This is a genomic window from Kribbella sp. HUAS MG21 (assembly GCF_040254265.1).
Lineage (GTDB): Bacteria > Actinomycetota > Actinomycetes > Propionibacteriales > Kribbellaceae > Kribbella.
Genome location: NZ_CP158165.1, coordinates 5,605,188 through 5,622,060, shown reverse-complemented (window position 1 = coordinate 5,622,060; position 16,873 = coordinate 5,605,188). Strand labels below are relative to the sequence as shown.

The 16,873-nt window shown below is 70.9% G+C and carries 15 protein-coding genes; 9 read left to right on the top strand and 6 right to left on the bottom strand.

Annotation, left to right across the window (positions count from 1 at the left end):
* The first annotated feature begins 77 nt into the window (after window positions 1-77).
* Window positions 78-668, top strand: a complete 591-nt coding sequence (locus ABN611_RS27325; RefSeq protein ID WP_350275103.1) for a VOC family protein — start codon at window positions 78-80, stop codon at window positions 666-668.
* Window positions 665-1,264 carry an urea carboxylase-associated family protein gene (locus tag ABN611_RS27320; RefSeq protein WP_350275102.1) on the top strand — a complete coding sequence of 200 codons (600 nt, stop codon included), beginning with the start codon at window positions 665-667 and terminating at the stop codon, window positions 1,262-1,264. The genes ABN611_RS27325 and ABN611_RS27320 overlap by 4 nt, the downstream gene beginning before the upstream one ends.
* Here the strand turns inward: ABN611_RS27320 and ABN611_RS27315 are convergent.
* Window positions 1,261-2,823 carry a helix-turn-helix domain-containing protein gene (locus tag ABN611_RS27315; protein WP_350275101.1) on the bottom strand — a complete coding sequence of 521 codons (1,563 nt, stop codon included), beginning with the start codon at window positions 2,821-2,823 and terminating at the stop codon, window positions 1,261-1,263. The two genes, ABN611_RS27320 and ABN611_RS27315, sit on opposite strands and share 4 nt — an antisense overlap.
* 111 nt (window positions 2,824-2,934) lie before the next feature.
* On the opposite strand from ABN611_RS27315, the gene ABN611_RS27310 reads away from it, so the two are divergent.
* The gene (locus tag ABN611_RS27310) at window positions 2,935-4,353 is read left to right on the top strand and encodes a cytosine permease (protein WP_350275100.1); all 1,419 of its coding nucleotides are present in this window, start codon (window positions 2,935-2,937) and stop codon (window positions 4,351-4,353) included.
* A 73-nt stretch (window positions 4,354-4,426) separates the two neighbouring features.
* Here the strand turns inward: ABN611_RS27310 and ABN611_RS27305 are convergent, their stop codons facing one another.
* A complete protein-coding gene (locus ABN611_RS27305) occupies window positions 4,427-5,629 on the bottom strand; it encodes an amidase family protein (RefSeq protein WP_350275099.1) in 1,203 nt (400 codons plus the stop codon).
* A 176-nt stretch (window positions 5,630-5,805) separates the two neighbouring features.
* Here ABN611_RS27305 and ABN611_RS27300 point away from each other — a divergent pair, with 176 nt between their 5' ends.
* Complete coding sequence (locus ABN611_RS27300; protein WP_350275098.1) at window positions 5,806-6,759, top strand: LacI family DNA-binding transcriptional regulator; 954 nt, start codon at window positions 5,806-5,808, stop codon at window positions 6,757-6,759.
* Here ABN611_RS27300 and ABN611_RS27295 read toward each other — a convergent pair.
* Window positions 6,741-7,688 carry an SDR family oxidoreductase gene (locus ABN611_RS27295; protein WP_350275097.1) on the bottom strand — a complete coding sequence of 316 codons (948 nt, stop codon included), beginning with the start codon at window positions 7,686-7,688 and terminating at the stop codon, window positions 6,741-6,743. The two genes, ABN611_RS27300 and ABN611_RS27295, sit on opposite strands and share 19 nt — an antisense overlap.
* Before the next feature lie 171 nt (window positions 7,689-7,859).
* On the opposite strand from ABN611_RS27295, the gene ABN611_RS27290 reads away from it, so the two are divergent.
* Window positions 7,860-8,420, top strand: a complete 561-nt coding sequence (locus tag ABN611_RS27290) for a TetR family transcriptional regulator (protein ID WP_350275096.1) — start codon at window positions 7,860-7,862, stop codon at window positions 8,418-8,420.
* On the opposite strand, the gene ABN611_RS27285 is transcribed toward ABN611_RS27290, so the two are convergent.
* Window positions 8,407-11,181: an AAA family ATPase gene (locus tag ABN611_RS27285; protein WP_350275095.1), complete on the bottom strand. Its 2,775-nt coding sequence runs from the start codon at window positions 11,179-11,181 to the stop codon at window positions 8,407-8,409. The two genes, ABN611_RS27290 and ABN611_RS27285, sit on opposite strands and share 14 nt — an antisense overlap.
* Before the next feature lie 139 nt (window positions 11,182-11,320).
* Here ABN611_RS27285 and ABN611_RS27280 point away from each other — a divergent pair, with 139 nt between their 5' ends.
* Genes ABN611_RS27280 through ABN611_RS27270 form a run of 3 tightly spaced genes read left to right on the top strand, consistent with a single transcriptional unit; the run spans window position 11,321 to window position 13,734 of the window.
* A complete protein-coding gene (locus ABN611_RS27280) occupies window positions 11,321-12,283 on the top strand; it encodes an NADP-dependent oxidoreductase (RefSeq protein ID WP_350275094.1) in 963 nt (320 codons plus the stop codon).
* Entirely contained in the window at window positions 12,280-12,951 is a 672-nt protein-coding gene (locus ABN611_RS27275) for an alpha/beta fold hydrolase (protein ID WP_350275093.1), read from the top strand. The genes ABN611_RS27280 and ABN611_RS27275 overlap by 4 nt, the downstream gene beginning before the upstream one ends.
* Before the next feature lie 9 nt (window positions 12,952-12,960).
* Window positions 12,961-13,734 (top strand): NAD(P)H-binding protein, encoded by a 774-nt coding sequence (locus ABN611_RS27270; RefSeq protein WP_350275092.1) that lies wholly within the window; start codon window positions 12,961-12,963, stop codon window positions 13,732-13,734.
* On the opposite strand, the gene ABN611_RS27265 is transcribed toward ABN611_RS27270, so the two are convergent.
* Window positions 13,720-15,039 (bottom strand): GGDEF domain-containing protein, encoded by a 1,320-nt coding sequence (locus tag ABN611_RS27265; protein ID WP_350275091.1) that lies wholly within the window; start codon window positions 15,037-15,039, stop codon window positions 13,720-13,722. The two genes, ABN611_RS27270 and ABN611_RS27265, sit on opposite strands and share 15 nt — an antisense overlap.
* A 158-nt stretch (window positions 15,040-15,197) precedes the next feature.
* Window positions 15,198-16,445, bottom strand: a complete 1,248-nt coding sequence (locus tag ABN611_RS27260) for an MFS transporter (RefSeq protein ID WP_350275090.1) — start codon at window positions 16,443-16,445, stop codon at window positions 15,198-15,200.
* Window positions 16,446-16,522: 77 nt separating this feature from the next.
* On the opposite strand from ABN611_RS27260, the gene ABN611_RS27255 reads away from it, so the two are divergent.
* On the top strand, window positions 16,523-16,831 hold the full coding sequence (locus tag ABN611_RS27255) for a GNAT family N-acetyltransferase (RefSeq protein ID WP_350275089.1): 309 nt from the start codon (window positions 16,523-16,525) through the stop codon (window positions 16,829-16,831).
* Window positions 16,832-16,873 lie beyond the last annotated feature (42 nt).

The window sequence follows — 16,873 nt, the reverse complement described above, 5'->3', positions numbered from 1 at the left end:
ATTCATCTCCAGCGATCACCCGAGTCGGTAGAGGATCCTCCACTGAACGGCGCGGCCAAACCTGGTTTGGTTGCGGCATGAACGGCACCAGCCCCTGGCCCACGGTGGTCAGCGCCACCGAGCTGTCCAACAGCTTCCTCGGCAACCTGCTCGAGATCTGCTTCGTCACCCGCGACCACCGGCGCACGATGGAGGGCCTCGTGCGCCTCGGCATCGGGCCCTGGCGGATCTACACCTTCGACTCGCGGACCGTCACCGAACGGACGTACCACGGCGCCGCGGCCGACTGGGCGATCAAGGTCTGCTTCGCCGACGTCGGCGACCTGGCCGTCGAGATCATGGAGCCGCTGTACGGGCCGTCGATCTTCCAGGAGTACCTCGACGAGCACGGCGAGGGCATCCAGCACCTCGCCTTCGACGTCGAAGGACGGCCGTGGCGGGAGCGGCTCGCGGACTTCGGCGGGCGGGGGTTCGCGACGACGCAGTCCGGGCGGTTCATGGACCGGAACGCGTTCGCGTTCTTCGGCACCGAGGCGGCGACCGGCACCGTGTTCGAGACCTACGACATCCCGCCCGGCTTCACCTGGCCCGAACCCGAGGAGTGGTTCCCCGGGCCGCCGCCGGCCGGACAGCAGCCACCACTTCGCACCCAGGAAGGCACATCGTGACGCTAACCTCTGTCCGTACTCTTGTCCCCGCGCGGACCGGCCGGGCCGTCCGGGTCGGGCGGGGCAGTCTGGTGCGGGTGGTCGACGTCGAGGGTCAGCAGGTCGGCGATCTCTTCGCCTACGTTCTCGATCCGTCGGGGGTCACCGGCGAGCACCTGAGCGCCTCGCACACGCGGACCGCCACCAGCCGGCTGTTCCCGGCCATCGGCGAGGCCTTCGTGACCAACCGGCGCCGGCCGATCCTCACCCTGGTCGAGGACACCTCCCCCGGCCGCCACGACCTGCTCATCGCGGCCTGTGACGACGCCCGGTACGCCGCGCTCGGCGTACCGGATCACCCGTCCTGCGCCCGCAACCTGCGTACCGCGCTCGGCGTCGACGTGGACGTCGTACCGCAGCCGGTGAACGTCTTCATGCAGGTGCCGGTCTCCGCCGACGACACGCTCGACTGGTTGCCCGCGACAACGGCACCGGGCGACTCGATCACCTTCCGCGCCGAACTCGACTGCGTCGTCGTGGTCTCCGCCTGCCCCCAGGACCTGACCGTCATCAACGGCAACGGCCCCACCGATCTCGCGATCGACGTACTGCGTTAACGCGAGCGGGCCATGTCGTCCGCTTCGAGGGCCAGGTAGAGGTCTACGCGGTCCTCGGTGCGGGCGACGTCGCGGCCGGTCAGTTCGGTGATCTTCGCCAGGCGGTTCCGCAGGGTGTTCACGTGCACGTGGAGGGCGGCGGCCGTCGCGCCGAACTGGCCGTCGTGCGACAGGAACGCCCGCAAGGTCGTCTCCAGTTCGGCGGCGCGCAGGGCGTCGTACTCCCGCAGCGGTCCGAGCATGCCGTCGGCGAACCCCTGCAGCGTCCCCGAGTCCTGCAGGCCGAGCAGCAGCCGATGCGTGCCCAGCTGCCGGAACGACGCGACCGCCGAACCGCCGCGACGCCGCAGCACCTGGCACGCCTCGCGCGACTGCACCAACGGCTGGCGCAACTCCCCCGCCGACGCGGCGACATCGCCGTACCCGACAACGGGCGAGCGTTCCGGGAACCTCTTGCGTACCGCCGTGCACAAGGCATCCGCCAACCGCGCGACGTCCTGCCGCGGCCGCTGCAGTACGGCGACCACGTCCTGGCTGCCACCGGCGACCACCACCGCGAGGCTCTGCCGGAGGAAGAACTCGGTGACCGTCTCGGTCAGTCCGGGCAACGTCGACTCCGCGCCGTCGGCGAATGCGACCGTGAGGACGACCAACTCCCCCGACGGATCGACCCCGAACGCCCGCAGCCGGTCGGGAACCTCCGCCGCCCGCTGCGCGCCGGAGAGGATCATGTCGAGCAACTCGCTGGCGAACCGCAGTTCGATCGCCTGGATCGCCTGCTGCTTCGCCACCTCCAGGCTGAGGAACCGCGCCGCCTGGTCGAGCGCGTCCTGCTCCGCCCGGTTCAGGCCGCTCACCGGCCGCAGGCAGACCAGCGCGGCGTCCGTGTCGCCGACCGCCCCGACCAGGAAGATCGTCGCCCGCCCCTGCTCACCACCCAGATCCACCTCGAGCGGCGGTGGATGCCTGGCCAGCCCGTCGGCCACGATCCGGCGCTGCTGCGGCGTGAGCTCGACACCTGCCGCCGCGAGCGGCCGCGCCATCCGATCGACGACGGCCAGCGGCAGATCGTGTTCGCGCCGCAGCACCGCCAGTACGCCGGACGCTCCGGCGCCGTGGGAGATCGCCGAGGCCAACGCGTCACCGCGCCGTACCATCCCGACGAGCGCGTCGCGGCGCTGGTCGGCATGGACCGCCGACGCGGCCTCGGTCACCGCGGTGAACGGGACCTCGATCGAGATCTCCAGCAGCGGCATGCCTTCGCGCTCGCACGCCGCGATCAGTTCCCGCGGCGTGGCCGGGGTCTCCTTGCGCAGTCCGAACACGATCCCGGCGGCACCGGCCCGCTTGACGCTTGCCGCGAACGCCGCCGCGGTGGTCTCGTGCTGCCACAGACCGTTGGTCAGCACGATCTCGCCGGCTCGCACGTACGGCGAGGGGTCCGGCAACTCCGTGTTGTGCACCCACAACGCCTCGCGCCCGAGCGCTCCCGCGGGTCCGGGGACCAGGAGCCGAAGTTCGAGTGCGGGGTTGTCGAGCAAGGTCGCCAGACTCAACATGAGTGTGAAGATATCCAGTGAGATCCGAAATCGCTAGAGATCTACCTACTGCCCCTCGGAGGTGGCTGCTGGTTTTCTGAGCCAACTCGTTTCCCCTGGGAGGCCGTCATCATGACCACACCGGCACCGTCCACAGCACCGTCCGAGGCAGTCCCCTTCGACGCCCACGGCGTCGCCCCCATCCCGCCGGAGGCCCGGGACTCCAGTCCTCGCGAGCAGTTCTGGATCTGGGCCGGCGCCAACCTGGCCCCGATCAACTGGGTGCTCGGCGCGCTCGGCATCACGCTCGGCCTGAGCCTGCTGGAGACCCTGCTCGTCGTTGCCATCGGCAATGTTCTCGGCTGCGCGCTGTTCGGCCTGCTGAACGTCATCGGGCACCGGACGGCGGTCAACCAGATGGTCCTCGGCAGAGCGCCGTTCGGCCGCCGCGGCGCGATCGTGCCCGGCGTCGTCCAGTGCCTGCTGACGATGGCCTGGGTCGGCGTGAACACCTGGGTCGTGCTCGACCTGGTGCTCGCCGTCCTCGCCAAGCTTGGGATCACGGGCGGGATCGGGCTGGAGTACCTGGTCGCCGCGGTGATCATGCTCGCCCAGCTCGGGCTCGCGCTGTACGGGTTCTACGCGATCCGGACGTTCGAGAAGTGGACCGTCCCGCTCACCGTGCTGGTGATGGCGGCGATGACGGTCCTGGCGCTGAGCAAGGCCGACCTGCACTGGACGGCGGCCACCGCGGCGACCCCGGCCGAGAAGTTCACGGCGATGACGCAGTTGATGACCGCGATCGGTATCGGCTGGGGCATCAGCTGGCTCCCGTACTCCGCCGACTACAGCCGCTTCGTCCGGCCCGAGGTCCCCAGCCGCTCGGTCTTCTGGGCGTCCGCGCTGGGCATGTACATCCCCACGGTGTGGCTGGCGGCTCTCGGCGCGTGCCTCGCGAGCGCGGGGACCGGCAGTGATCCGTCGGCGCTGGTGATCAACGCGTTCGGCGTGATGGCCGTGCCGGTGTTGTTGCTCATCATGCACGGGCCGGTGGCGACGAACATCCTGAACCTCTACTCGTGTTCGCTCGCCGCGTTGTCGATCGGTATCGAGGTCGCCCGCTGGAAGCTCACGCTGTTCGCCGGCGCGGTCGCGTCCGCGGTGCTGGTGGTCTTCGTGCGCGCCGACAGCTTCGGGCACGCGTTCGACAACTGGATGGTGTCGATCCTGGTCTGGATCAGCCCGTGGAGCGCGATCGTGGTGGTCGACTACCTGATCCTGCGCCGCGGCCGGCTCGACATCCCCGGGTTGTACGCGCGCGCCGCGAGGTCGCCGTACGGGCAGTGGAACGCGCGGGCGCTGATCAGCCTCGGCCTCGGGCTGGTCGCGGGCTGGAGCTGGCAGTACGGGCTCGTGCCGGTCATGCAGGGCCCGATCGCGATCGCGATGAACAACACCGACTTCTCCTGGCTCTCCGGGTCGCTGGTCGCCGGCGGCACGTACTACCTGACGTCTCGCCGGGTCGTCGTACGCGCCCCGCAACTCGCGTAGCCGCCGGGACCGGCACCAGCTAATGGGGTCTGGGAACAAGTTATGGCTTGTTCCCAGACCCCATTGCTTGTCGTCAGTTCGAGGTGAGGGCGGCGAAGTGGGCGACCGCTGTGAGGACGCGGTGGTCGGCGCCGGCGGGGGCTGAGAGTTGGAGAGGCGTGGCGCCGGCGGGTAGGACGGCGCTGGGGCTGTCGAGGTAGCTTAGGGGCATCGTGAGGCGGAGGGCGCGGGCGTTCAGCTCGTCCTCCGCTTCCGGTGAGGAGCGGACCTGGTCCAGCGTGGGGGCGTCGATCTCGACGGGCGGGCTGACGAGGATCGCGTCGCCGAGTTCCCGGCGGTACTGCGTACGCAGAGCGGGCATGGCCTGTCTGAGGGGTGCGGCGGAGCGTTCCCGCGACCGCGCCAGGGCCCGCGCGAGACGCCGCCGGACCTGGGCTCCGAAGACGTCGGGATCCCGCTCGAACTGTCGCCCGTACGCCGCCAGCGCTTCTTCCTCGACAATCGCCAGGTGTTGCGCGTGAAGCGCCCGGGTGACGTCCAACACCCCGACCCGACGCCGCTCGAAGCGCACGCCGTACGACTGCAACCGCTCGACCGTGGTGTGGAACCGCTCGAGTACGGCGCTGTCACACCCCTCGAGGTACTCGTCGTGCGGCAGCAGGAACGTTCCCGGCCGATCGAGCTGCGCCCGCGGTTCGCGTGCGAGTACGGCGTCCGTTGTGAGTAGGAGGTTGGCGTCGGTGGTCAGGATGCCGGGGGTGTCCAGGGTTGGTGCCAGTGGCAACATTCCGGTGGTTGGGTAGCGGCCTAGGGTCGGACGGAAGCCGAAGGTGCCTGTCCAGGCGGCCGGGATTCGCGCGGAGCCCGATGTGTCGCTGCCGAGTGCGACCGGGACGATCCCCGCGTGGACGGCGGCCGCCGAGCCGGACGAGGAGCCGCCGACGATGTACTCGATCCCGTCCCGGCTGACGGTCGGCGTACCGAAGCGGTCGTTGACGCCGAGCCCCGAGTACGCGAGCTCGCTGAGCGTCGTCTTCCCCACGCAGACCCCACCGGCCGCCGCGATCCGCCGTACCACCTCGGCGTCCCGCCCGGCAGGCGGCCGACGGTCGAAGTACCGTGACGCACCCGACGTCCGCGTCCCCGCGACGTCGAACACATCCTTCACGGCATACGCCACACCGTCCAACGGCCCACCGCACGCCCGGTCCCTGTCCCGAGCGGCCCGGGCAGCCGTCAACTGGACGAAGATGTCGTCCCCGGACTCAGCCGACATGCGAAAGTCCCTTCGTGGACAGCTACCCAAACGTTTGGGCAGGACGGTACGCAAACGATTGGGTAGTGTCAACGGGCAAGGGCCGGTCGGGAGGGGGATGGATGGCGAGGGAGCAGGCGGCGACGTTGCGGACTGTGGCTGCGGCTGCGCGGGTGGACGTGTCTACGGTTTCGCGGGTGCTGAACAGTGGGCCTGAGGAGCGTGAGCGGTGGGCGGGGGCGGAGACCGTCGAGCGGATCCTGCGGACCGCGGCTGAGCTCGGGTACCGGCGGAACCCGCACGGCGCGAGTCTGCGAACCGCGCGGTCGCAGCTCGTCGGGGTCGTCGTACCGCGGTTGCAGGATTTCGTGCTCGCGACGATCTTCGAGGGCATCGACCAGGCGGCCGCCGAGCGCGGGTACGCCGCCTTCGTGACGAACTCGCTCGACGATCCCGCGCAACGCGAGGTGCGCGTCGAGCAGCTCCTCGGCCGGCGCGTCGACGGGCTCGTGCTCTGTGACGCCCGGACCGATGATCCTTTGCTGCGGATGCTCGACGAGCGCAACGTGCCCTACGTCCTCGCGCTGCGGGCGTCCGGCGACCACGTGGGCGCGTACGCCGACGAGGCGTACGGCGGCCGGCTCGTCGCCGAACACCTGACGTCACTCGGCTACCGGGATCCAGCCGTCATCGCGGGCCCGGAGTACGCCTCCACGGCGAACGACCGGCTCGCGGGGTTTCGCGCAGGACTACGGGGCGTCGAGCTCGCTGACGATCGCGTCGTACGGACCGGCTTCGACGCCGAGGCTGGACGGACGGGTGTCGCCGAGCTGCTCGCGCGCGGCCCGGCGCCGGACGCGATCTTCGCGACCAACGACTTCGCGGCGATCGGCGCGATCGGCGCCCTCCGCGAGCACGGCCTCCGCGTCCCGGAGGACGTCGGGGTGGTCGGCTACAACGACACGCCGCTCGCCGACAGCCTCCCGGTCCCGCTGACGACCGTCCGCTCACCGATGCTCGACATCGGCCGTGCGGCGTTCACGCTCCTCGAACAACACCTGACCGGCGAATCCCACGAGTCACAGACCTTCACTCCGACGCTTGTCCCCCGCGCCTCGACCAGAGCCCAACGTCAGTCGGACGGGAAATGACAGCCGGTCAGGTCTTCGGAGACCTTCCAGATGCGGCGGGCGTCGTCCGTACTGCGGAGCCGCGAGTACAGCTTCTGCTCGGCCGGGGCACCGGCGAGGTGGTAGAAACCGCTGGGCCCGTAGAGCCGACCACCCTCGGCGTCGGGTGAGGTCGCCGCGAGCAGAGCGGGCAGCAGCGCCGTCTCGACCTTGCCGAACAGGATGCCGCGGGCCGACAGCGCGCGGATGAACCGCACCGCCATCGTGTCGCGGCCGCGGCCGACCTCGGGGCGCGCGGCCAGCAGGTTCGTCGGGGTCACGCCGGGGTGGGACAGGTTGCTCGTGATCCCCCAGCCACCGGCGCGGCTGCGGCGGTCGAGCTCCAGCCCGAACAGGCCGAACGCGATCTTCGACTGGCTGTACGCACCGCTGCCGTTGTAGCGGCGTTCCCACTGCAGGTCGTCCCAGTTGATGGAGCGCTCGTTGGCGGCGATGCTGATCTGCGACGTGACCCGGGCCCGTCCGGCGCGCAGGAGCGGGAGCAGCCGCGCCACCAGCGCGAAATGCCCGAGGTGGTTCGTGCCGAACTGCAGCTCGAACCCGTCCTCGGTGGTCTGCCGGTCGGGTGGCGTCATGACTCCGGCGTTGTTCACCAGGATGTCGATCGGCCGGCCTTCGGCGACGAGCTTGTCCGCCAGCGCGGCGACGGAATCCAGCGAAGACAGGTCGAGGTCCCGCAGCGAGACCTCGGCGTCTGGGTACTGCTGCCGGATCTTCGCGAGCGCCGCCTCGCCCTTGCGCGGGTTGCGGACCGGCAGGACGAGATCCGCGCCCGCCGCGGCGAGCCGGGTCGCCAGGCCGAGACCGACGCCGTCACTGGCTCCGGTGACCACCGCGAGCTTGCCGCTGAGATCGGGCATCGGGATGTCCGGCGAGGTCGTTGCCATCATGCCACCTCCTACTGTCTGACACCTGTCAGATTAGAGGTATTCTGACAGGTGTCAAGTTGCGGCCGTGAGGAGAATGTGCGCATGGCAGGAGACGGAACAGCGCGCCGGCCCGGGCGTCCGGGAGCGGATGCGCGTCCTGTGCCCGGTGAGGCGGAGATCCTTCGGCGGGGCATGGAGACCTTCGCCGAGCTCGGCTACGACCGAACCTCGGCCCGCGAACTCGCCCGGCGCCTCGGCGTCAGCCACAACTTCATCAACGACCGCTACGGCTCCAAGGCCAACTTCTGGCGGGCTGTCGTCGACTCGCTGCTCGCAGAGGACCAACGGCAGCGGCAGCAGTTGCTCCAGGCCGAGGTGGACGACGCCGAGCGGGTCCGCGCGGTGATCGTGCACTTCTACCAGGTGGCCGTCGAGGCGCCGCTGGTCGGCCGACTGCTGGCCGACGAGTTCGGGCAGGAGTCAGAGCGCCTGGACTATCTCTATGAGCGGTACGTCGCACCGACGCTGGAGCTGCTGGCCCCGGCCGTCGAGCGGTTGATGGCCGCCGGCCGGATGCGAACGGTACCGATGGACGTACTGTTCTTCGCCGTCATCAGTCCGGTGGCGGCACTGGTACAACTGCCGCTGGCGCACCGGCTCGGACGCCCCCAGCCGGTCACCCGCGAGAGCCAGCTCCGGACCGCTCGCGAACTCGCGAACCTGATCGCCGACGGTCTGCTCAGTCGTTCCTGACGAGGATCTCGTCCTCGGTCTGCGCGAGCTCGATGCGGGACCGGATCCCCAGCTTCCGGAAGACGTTCTGCAGGTGGTAGCCGACCGTGCGCGGGCTCAGGAACAGCTGGGCGCCGATCTCCCGGTTGCTCGCTCCTCCTCTGGCCAGTCGCGCCACCTGCACCTCCTGCGGGGTCAGCTCGGTCCTCGGGCCGGTCACGCCCGGCCGGCGGGTACTCCCGGCCGCTCGCCGTTCGCTCTCGGCCCGGCGGATCCACGGCTCGGCGCGCAGTTGCTCGAAGGTGTTGAGTGCGGCCCGCAGCGGGCTTCGTGCCTCGGCGCGGCGGCGTTGCCTGCGGAGCCATTCGCCGTACAGGAGTTGGGTGCGCGCGCGGTCGAACGGCCGGGACTGGCCGGTGTGGTCGGCTTCGTCGTGCAGCGCGAGCGCCTCGGCGTACAGCCCGCCGGCCTCGTCCGCGTCGTCGGCCACCAGCGCGCGGCACCGCGCGTCGAGGGCCCGCGCGCGGGCGAGGCCGCTCGAGGCCGCCCAGGCGCTCAGTTGCTCCAGCTCGTCCTTCAGTTCGTCGGTGCGCCCGAGGCGCGCGGCGGCCTCGACCAGGTCGGGGGTGCGCATGATCATCACCAAGGGATGCTCGGCGGAGCCGTTTACGAACGGACGGGTCTGGTCCAGGGTCTCGGCGGGCCGGCCGAGACCGAGGTCGAGCAGGCTCAACGCCCACCGGCCGAAGGCGACCGTCGGGGCGATCTTCCTGGCCTCGGCATGGCCCAGGGCGGCCGTGGCGAGTTCGCGGCACGACTCGGCCCGACCGGCCACCGCGTCGAGCCAGGCGAGCAGCACCTGGAAATGGCAGGTGCGATTCGTCAGTCCGAGAGCGTTCGCCAGCTCCAGCCCTTCGGCCGCGTTCGCGCGGGCGAACTGGTGCCGTCCGACCAGTACGTCGACCGTCGCGAGCACCTGCAGTGCGAGCACGAGAAGGTCCAGTCGTCCGGCACTGCGGCACCTCTGAACGGCAGCTTCCGCAGCCTCGCTCCCGGCCACGTCGTCGGCGGTCGCGATCGACGCCACGGCTCGCAGTACGAGCTCCAAAGGCTCTTGCTCTGCCGACGGCACCTCCTCGGCCTCGTGCCGCTGCGGTTGTGCGTGCGAGCCCGTCCCGGTCAGCAACTCCAGCTGGTCGGTGAGTTTCAGCACCGTGCGGACCAACGACGCACGCCGGCTGTGCGGCGGGAGTACTACGGCCGCCAACGCCTGCGACGCCTCTGCGGCCCGGCCCGGATCGTTGCTGAACCAGGCGTTCTTCGCAGCGTCGACCAGCATCACCGCGGCCAGCTCCGGGTCCTCAGCACTTACCTGTTGCAAGTCCGTCGTCAGCCAGCGGTACGCCGTACCGGGCTCGCCGCTGTCGAACGCGATGGCGGCCCGCAGGTGGCGGATGCGCGCCTGGGTCACGACGCTCCCGGCCACCTGTTCGGCCTCGTCGGCCAACGCTTCGGCGCGGACCGGGTGACCAGCCCGGTTGGCCGCGCCGGCGGCCGCCACCAATCGGCGCGCCCTGGTCTCGACCGCGGACGTCAGCCGGGCGGCCTTCTCCAGCGCCACGGCCGCAGACGAAGGCGCGCCGCGCTGCAGGGCACGCAGGCCGCTGCGCTCCAGTTCGTCCGCGGCGACCTCGTCCGGGCCGACGGCTGCCGCGGCCAACTGCCAGGCGCGGCGATCCGGCTCGAGCTCCGGATCGAGAGCGTCGGCGAGCGCCCGGTGAATCGCGAGGCGCCTGCTCAACGACGCCGACCGGTACACCGCCGCCCGCAGCAGCGGATGCCGGAAGGCCGCCCGCGGTCCGGCGATCGTCTCCTCGGTCCGCACCAGACCGCCTGCCAGCGCGCTGTCGAGCGCCTCGATTCCGATACCGAGCGGCCGTACGACGCGCAACGCCGCAGCAAGGTCGCCGGCGTCGTCCGCCGCGAGCGCGAGCAGGAGCTGGCGCGTCGGCTCCTCGATCCGCGCCAGTTGCTTCGCGTAGTGCTGCAGGATGCATTCGGGCAGCGGCAGTGGTCCGACCAACGGATCCACGCCTGCCTGTTGCGACTCGGACAGCGCGCCGGGCAGTTCGCTCAACGCGAGCGGGTTGCCTCCTGTCTCCCGGACGATGCGCTCGGCAACCTCCTGGGACAGCTCTGGGTGCTGGTCGGCCAGCAGCTCGCCAGACGCCTGTGCGTCCAAGCCCAGAAGACGCAGCTCCGCCACGCCTGGAAGCGAAGCGACATCGGACGGCCGTGTTGCCATGAGCAACAGCACCGACTCGTCCTGGATGCGCCGGGCCAGCAGCGACAACGCGTCGACGGACGGCCGGTCCAGCCATTGGAGGTCGTCGACCAGGCATCCGACAGGCCGCTCGTTCGCCGCCTCGGACAGCAGGGTCAACGCGCCGAGGACCACCTGCAACCGGTCCGTCGGCCGCAGCGGCATCAGACCGAAGGCGGCCCGAACGGCCGCGGCCTGTGCTTCGGGCAGGTCTCCGACACGGGACAGCAGCGGGCGGAGCAGCTGATGAAGTCCGGCGTACGGCAACTCGGACTCGCTCTGCAGGCCGTTGGTGCGGAGGACAGTCGCGTCGTGGGCGCACCCGGCCGCGAAGTCCAGCAGGGCCGACTTCCCCACGCCCGGATCCCCGGAGATCGTCAACGCTCCCCCGCGACCGGCCCGTGCCTCCGCGAGCAGCCGCTCGATCGCGGCCTGCTCCGCCTGCCTGCCGTACAACACCTGGATCCCTTCGCGGACGCGGAGCTTCCGAGCCTAGCGATTCGGGTCGGTCGTGGCATCTGTCATCCGACCTGGTACCTCCCGGGGCCTGGTCGGCTGACGGATCCGCGCGCGGTCCTCCCCGCCTAGTTTGGCGGTCATGAAGATGCGCGCCTTCCAGCAGGTCGAGTGGGGTGACGCCCCGGACAGCTGCGGCCTGACCGAGGTGGATCGGCCGGCACCCGCCCCGACCGAGATCCTGGTGAAGGTCCAGGCCGCCGGCGTGAACCCGGTCGACCACTACACCCGGCTCGGCGTCGCCTACAACCGCGTCCTGTCGCTGCCCTTCGTCAACGGCTGGGACGTCGCCGGTGTGGTCGACGAGGTCGGGTACGGCGTCACGCTGTTCCGGCCCGGCGACCGCGTCTTCGGCATGCCGTGGTTCCCGCGCGAGGCCGGGGCGTACGCCGACTACGTCACCGCGCCCTCGCGCCAGTTCGCGCTGATGCCGGCGGGCCTGAGCTTCGCCGAAGCGGCCGCTCTACCGCTCGCGGGGCTGACTGCCTGGCAGATGCTGGTCGATGTCGCGCAACTCCAGGCCGGGCAGCGCGTTCTGGTGACCGCGGCGGCGGGCGGGGTGGGCCACCTGGCGGTGCAGATCGCGAAGGCGCACGGCGCGTACGTCATCGGCACCGCCCGCGCGGCCAAGCATCGGTTCCTCTACGACCTCGGCGTCGACGAGGCGATCGACTACACGACAACCGACGTACCGCGCGCCGTCAAGGACGTCGACGTGCTCGTGCAGATGTTCGGCGGCGAGCAGGCGCTGGAAGCCATGCAGTGCCTGCGCCCCGGCGGAATCATGGTGAACGGCCAGGCCGCGTGGACGCCCGGAATGGGGCTGCGCGCCGCCGAGCTCGGCGTCCGGGCCACCGCCTTCCTGGTCGAGCCGGACGCCGCCGGGCTGGAGAACCTCACCGAGCTGATCCAGTCCGGCGACCTGCGCGTCCACGTCGACCGCGAGCTTCCGCTGGCCGCCGCTCTCGAGGCGCACGAACTGATGGCCTCCGCGCGGACCAGCGGGAAGGTCGTACTCACGACGGATCACGAGGAGAACCGATGAACACATACGTTCTGGTGCACGGCGCCTGGTACGGCGGCTGGTGCTGGGCGCACGTCGCGCGCCAGCTGCGCGACGCCGGCCACGAGGTGCACACACCGACACTGAGCGGCCTCGGCGAGCACGCCGTCCCCGGCGCCGCGCGGGTCGACCTGCGAACCCATGTCGGCGACGTCGGAAACCTCCTGATCGAACACGACCTCGAGGACGTCGTCCTGGTCGGTCACAGCTACGCCGGTCTGGTGGTCCGGGAGGTCGCGGACACCCTCTCCGACCGCGTGAAGGAACTCGTCCTCGTCGACGCCTGGGCAGGTGCCGACGGCGAGTCGCTGGACTCACTCGCTCCCGCGTTCTTCAAGGACTGGGTCGATTCCGCGACGTCCGACGGCCTGATCGCGGTCCCGCCGGCGAGCTCGGTCGGCGTCGTCGAGCCGGAGCTCGCGGCCTGGGTCGAGGCGCGCCTCCGGCCGCAGCCGCGGCTGACCTTCTCGCAGCCCACCATGCTGCGCGGCGCCGTCGACACCATCCCCTGCCGTGCGATCGTCTGCACGCCTGGCGGGCCGATGCCGTTCGCCGAGATCGCGAAGGGGTTCGGCTGGCCGATCACCGAGATCGAGTCAGGGCACGATGTGATGACACTGGCTCCGGACCAGCTCGCCGGATTGTTGTAGGAGGCACCCATGCGGATTCTGGTGACCGGCGCGACCGGGATGCTCGGCCGCGCCGTCGTTGCGGAGCTGTCGGCCGGCGGCCACACCGTCGCCGCGATGAGCCGACGCGTCCATCGCTGGCAGGACGCCGAGCCGGTACTCGCGGATCTCGCGGAGGGCACCGGCCTCGACGAGGCGGTCGACGGCGCGCAGGCCGTCGTACATCTGGCCTCGGCTCCGTACCAGCGCGGGTACACCGACGAGGTCGAGCTCGACGGCACGCAGCGGCTGCTGACCGCCGCGGCGGCCGCCGGTGTCGAGCATGTCCTGTACACGTCGATCGTCGGCGCCGACCGGGTGCCGTGGGGGTACTTCGGTACCAAGGTCAAGGCGGAGGCCGTCGTCCGGGAGTCCCCGGTCCCGTGGACCATCCTGCGCTCCACCCAGTTCCACGACTTCATCGATCAGGCCGTCACGAAGATGGCGCGGATGCCGGTGATGATCAGCGATCGGGGCATCGTCGGGCAGCCGGTCGACGTCCGGGACGTCGCGCGGCGGATCGGCCGGCGCCTCGTCGACGGTCCGACGTACGACGTCGAGGAATGCGGCGGCCCCGAGGTGCTGGAGTTCGACCAGCTGCTCCGGCAGTGGCAGGACGTGCGCGGCGTACGCAAGCCGATCCTGCACCTCCGCATCCCCGGCAAGCTCGGCAAGGGGTTCCGGGGCGGCAGCGTCACCACCGACGACCGCACCGGCCGGATCACCTGGCAGCAGTACCTCGCGGAGAAGTCAGGCCGTCGGTAGGTCGGTCTCGCTGGCCGGCGCGGAGACGACGCGGTTCCGGCCGGTGTCCTTGGCGTGGTACATGGCCAGGTCGGCGGCCATCTGCAGCTCGTCGAGGCTGCTTCCGGACTCCGGGTAGGTCGCGACGCCGATCGAGCAGGTGATCGTGTCGCACAGGACCGGGCCGCTCCCGGTGGTGACCGTGATCGCCAGCGCGGCGACCCGGCGGCGGATCCGCTCGGCGGCCAGCGCCGTGTCGGCCGCCGAGGTCTGCGGCAGCAGGATCGCGAACTCCTCACCACCGAGCCGGCCGACCAGGTCGTTGTCGCGTACTTCGTGACGCAACTCGGCGGCCACCGCGTTCAGGGCCTCGTCGCCGGCCAGGTGGCCGTACGTGTCGTTGACGGTCTTGAAGTGGTCCAGGTCGACGTACAGCACGCCGAGCGGCGAGTTCGTGCGCTCGGCGCCGGCGAACTCACGGCGGGCGATCTCGTGCCAGAACGCGGCGTTCGCCAGGCCGGTCTTCGGATCGGTGCGGGACTCCGCCTGGAACTGGTCGACGAGCAGCGCCCGATGCAGGCCGAGGATCGTCAGCAGCAGGACCGCCACCGTCCACGGCTCGCTGAGCAGCAGCGCGGCCGTCGCGGCCCCGAGGCCGAGCGAACCCGCGACGATCAGCTGGTCCGACAAGCGCCCGAGGGCGTTGCGGCCCGGGGCGTCGGGGTTGGACAGCACGATCGCGCCCGCGACCAGGACGTAGTTCACGAACCAGTACGCGAGCCCGGCCGCGACCACGGCCAGCAGACCGAGCGCTCCGGACGGGTACCCCGGATACACGCCGGGACGGATCGCCGCGAGCACCACGGCTCCCGCGGCGCCGGCCAGCACGAGCGTCGAGGCCGTGAACACCGACCGGTACGGCGGAACGCGCCGCACCCGCAACCACGAATGGACGTACGTGCTGAGGATCAGCGCCGCCGCCAGCGGAGGCGGCAGCAGGAGGACGCCGGCGAACGTCCACATCCCCTTCAGGTTCACGTACGGGATGCCTTCGGCGCCGACCTTGCGCAGCCGTTCGATGTCGCGCGCGGCCTCGAGGTGGATCGCCGAGCCGCCGACGAGCACCAGCAGCCGGATCCAGTCACTGCGCGTGACCGGGACCAGGCCGAACGTCGTACCGATCACGGCCGCGGCCACGATCTCGACGGTCAGCAGATAACCGAGGACACTGCGCGGCTGGGACCACAACGCCCACCGGGCCGGGAGCCGGGCACGATCGTCGCGTCGGCGCAGGCGACGTTGCGCCAGCCGATGCCGGATACTCATGCCAAGACCCCCGCCTCACAGTCGGTCCTTGTCACAGCGTAGCCGGGATGTTCACACAATGTCGCGGCCCTGCTGTCAAACGCCTCACTGCGCTCGCACGCCGGCGCCGGATTCGCGGAAGGAGGCCGCCGCCATGCAGAACAACGACTGGTGATGACTCAGGCGGGCTGTCGCGTGGCGCCGGAGTAGCCGTACGCCGCACCGGCCGCGACCAGCACGCCGCAGATCCCGGCGGCCGCCACGACCACGGCGGGCGTCCATCGATCGGCCGCCGCACCGGCGGCCAGCACACCGATCCCCTGGGACACGATCAGCGCAGTGCGGGCCAGGCCGAACGCCTGGCCGCGCTGCGCGTCGGGAACGTTCAGCACGAACGCCGCGCTCGCGGCCAGCTGGTACGACGCGCACAGCCCGGAGACGACCCACAACCCGACCGTCACCCACAACCCGGGCTGGGCGGCACAGGCGATCAGCGGTGCGCAGGAACCGATCGCCAACGGCCCCATCAGCGTGAGCCGGCGCGGTGGCGCGACCTTGGTGAGCAGCAGCATGCCGACCATCTGCCCGGCCGGGTTGGCGGCGAGCAGGATTCCGACGGCGGCCGGTCCGCCGCCGACCACCGCGGCGTACGGCGCGGCAAGGCCTTCGACACTCACGTAGAAACCGGCGACACAGGCCAGCGCGACCAGGTAGCGGAGCCGCCGATCGCCCCACACGAGCGTCGCCCCGGCCGCGAGCGACGCCCACCAGCCCGGGCGCGCCTCGGTCGTCTCCGGCAGCGGACGTTCGCGGACGCCCAGCCACAGCAGGACCGCGGACAGGCCGAAGGTGGCCGCGTCGAGGAGCAGCGCGTTTCCCGCTCCGAAGGCGGCGACCAGCGTCCCGCCGGTGACGAATCCGGCCAGCTGAGCCGCCTGCGCGGTGATGTTCGACACCGAACTGGCCAGCACGAACCGGTCCCCGGTCAGAATCGACGGCAGCAACGCGGCCCGCGCGGACTGGAACGGCGAGGCAAGCAGCTGTACGGCGACCAGCAGCACGCCCAGGACCCACAACGAGGCACCGGGAATCGCCATCGCCGCGACCAGGACCGCGCGGGCGACGTCGCAGCTGATCATCAGTCCGCGGCGCGGGAACCGGTCGGCCAGCCCGGACAGCAACGGTCCACCGGCGATGTCGGGCAGGAAGGTCAGGGCGTACGTCACCGCCGACAACCCGGCCGACCCGGTCCGGTCGAACACCAGCACCGCCAGCGCGACCCGCGCCAGCTGATCCCCGACCACCGACCCGAGCTGCGCCAGCCACAACCAGCGAAACTCGGCGACACCGAAGACCTCGCCGTACGTAGCGGGTCGATCGGCAGGATCAGAAGGGTCAGCAGACGAAGCATCAAGGGGGCGGGCCACCCGCCCACGCTACCCTCGTGCGTGCCCCCAGCACGCCGACACCGCCGGCTGACTGCCGCCTCGCGACGGGAGATCCGATGAACGACCAGATCACGTATGTGCACGCGCCCGGCAAGCACCGGTACGAGATTCGGGACGGCGAGACGCTGGCCGGGTTCACGCAGTACCGGCTGCCGGACGCGGAGCATGTGGACTTCGTGCACACCGAGGTCGACGAGGCCTACAACGGGCGCGGACTGGCCTCCGGGGTCGTCGGGTTCGCGCTCGCCGACGTGCGGGCCGCCGGCAAGCGGATCATCCCGCACTGCCCGTACGTCGCCGCCTGGATCAAGCGGCACCCCGGCGAGTACGACGACATCACCGACTGGCCCGCGCCCCGCGGCTGAGCCACGGCCCGTCGGTTCCCTGGCTGGTTTTGGGTACTGGCG

Coding starts and splice junctions, on each gene's coding strand:
- ABN611_RS27325 (WP_350275103.1), top strand. CDS start 78: ATGAACGGCACCAGCCCCTGGCCCACGGTGGTCAGCGCCACCGAGCTG.
- ABN611_RS27315 (WP_350275101.1), bottom strand. CDS start 2,823: ATGTTGAGTCTGGCGACCTTGCTCGACAACCCCGCACTCGAACTTCGG.
- ABN611_RS27310 (WP_350275100.1), top strand. CDS start 2,935: ATGACCACACCGGCACCGTCCACAGCACCGTCCGAGGCAGTCCCCTTC.
- ABN611_RS27305 (WP_350275099.1), bottom strand. CDS start 5,629: ATGTCGGCTGAGTCCGGGGACGACATCTTCGTCCAGTTGACGGCTGCC.
- ABN611_RS27295 (WP_350275097.1), bottom strand. CDS start 7,688: ATGATGGCAACGACCTCGCCGGACATCCCGATGCCCGATCTCAGCGGC.
- ABN611_RS27290 (WP_350275096.1), top strand. CDS start 7,860: ATGGAGACCTTCGCCGAGCTCGGCTACGACCGAACCTCGGCCCGCGAA.
- ABN611_RS27280 (WP_350275094.1), top strand. CDS start 11,321: ATGAAGATGCGCGCCTTCCAGCAGGTCGAGTGGGGTGACGCCCCGGAC.
- ABN611_RS27275 (WP_350275093.1), top strand. CDS start 12,280: ATGAACACATACGTTCTGGTGCACGGCGCCTGGTACGGCGGCTGGTGC.
- ABN611_RS27270 (WP_350275092.1), top strand. CDS start 12,961: ATGCGGATTCTGGTGACCGGCGCGACCGGGATGCTCGGCCGCGCCGTC.
- ABN611_RS27265 (WP_350275091.1), bottom strand. CDS start 15,039: ATGAGTATCCGGCATCGGCTGGCGCAACGTCGCCTGCGCCGACGCGAC.
- ABN611_RS27255 (WP_350275089.1), top strand. CDS start 16,523: ATGAACGACCAGATCACGTATGTGCACGCGCCCGGCAAGCACCGGTAC.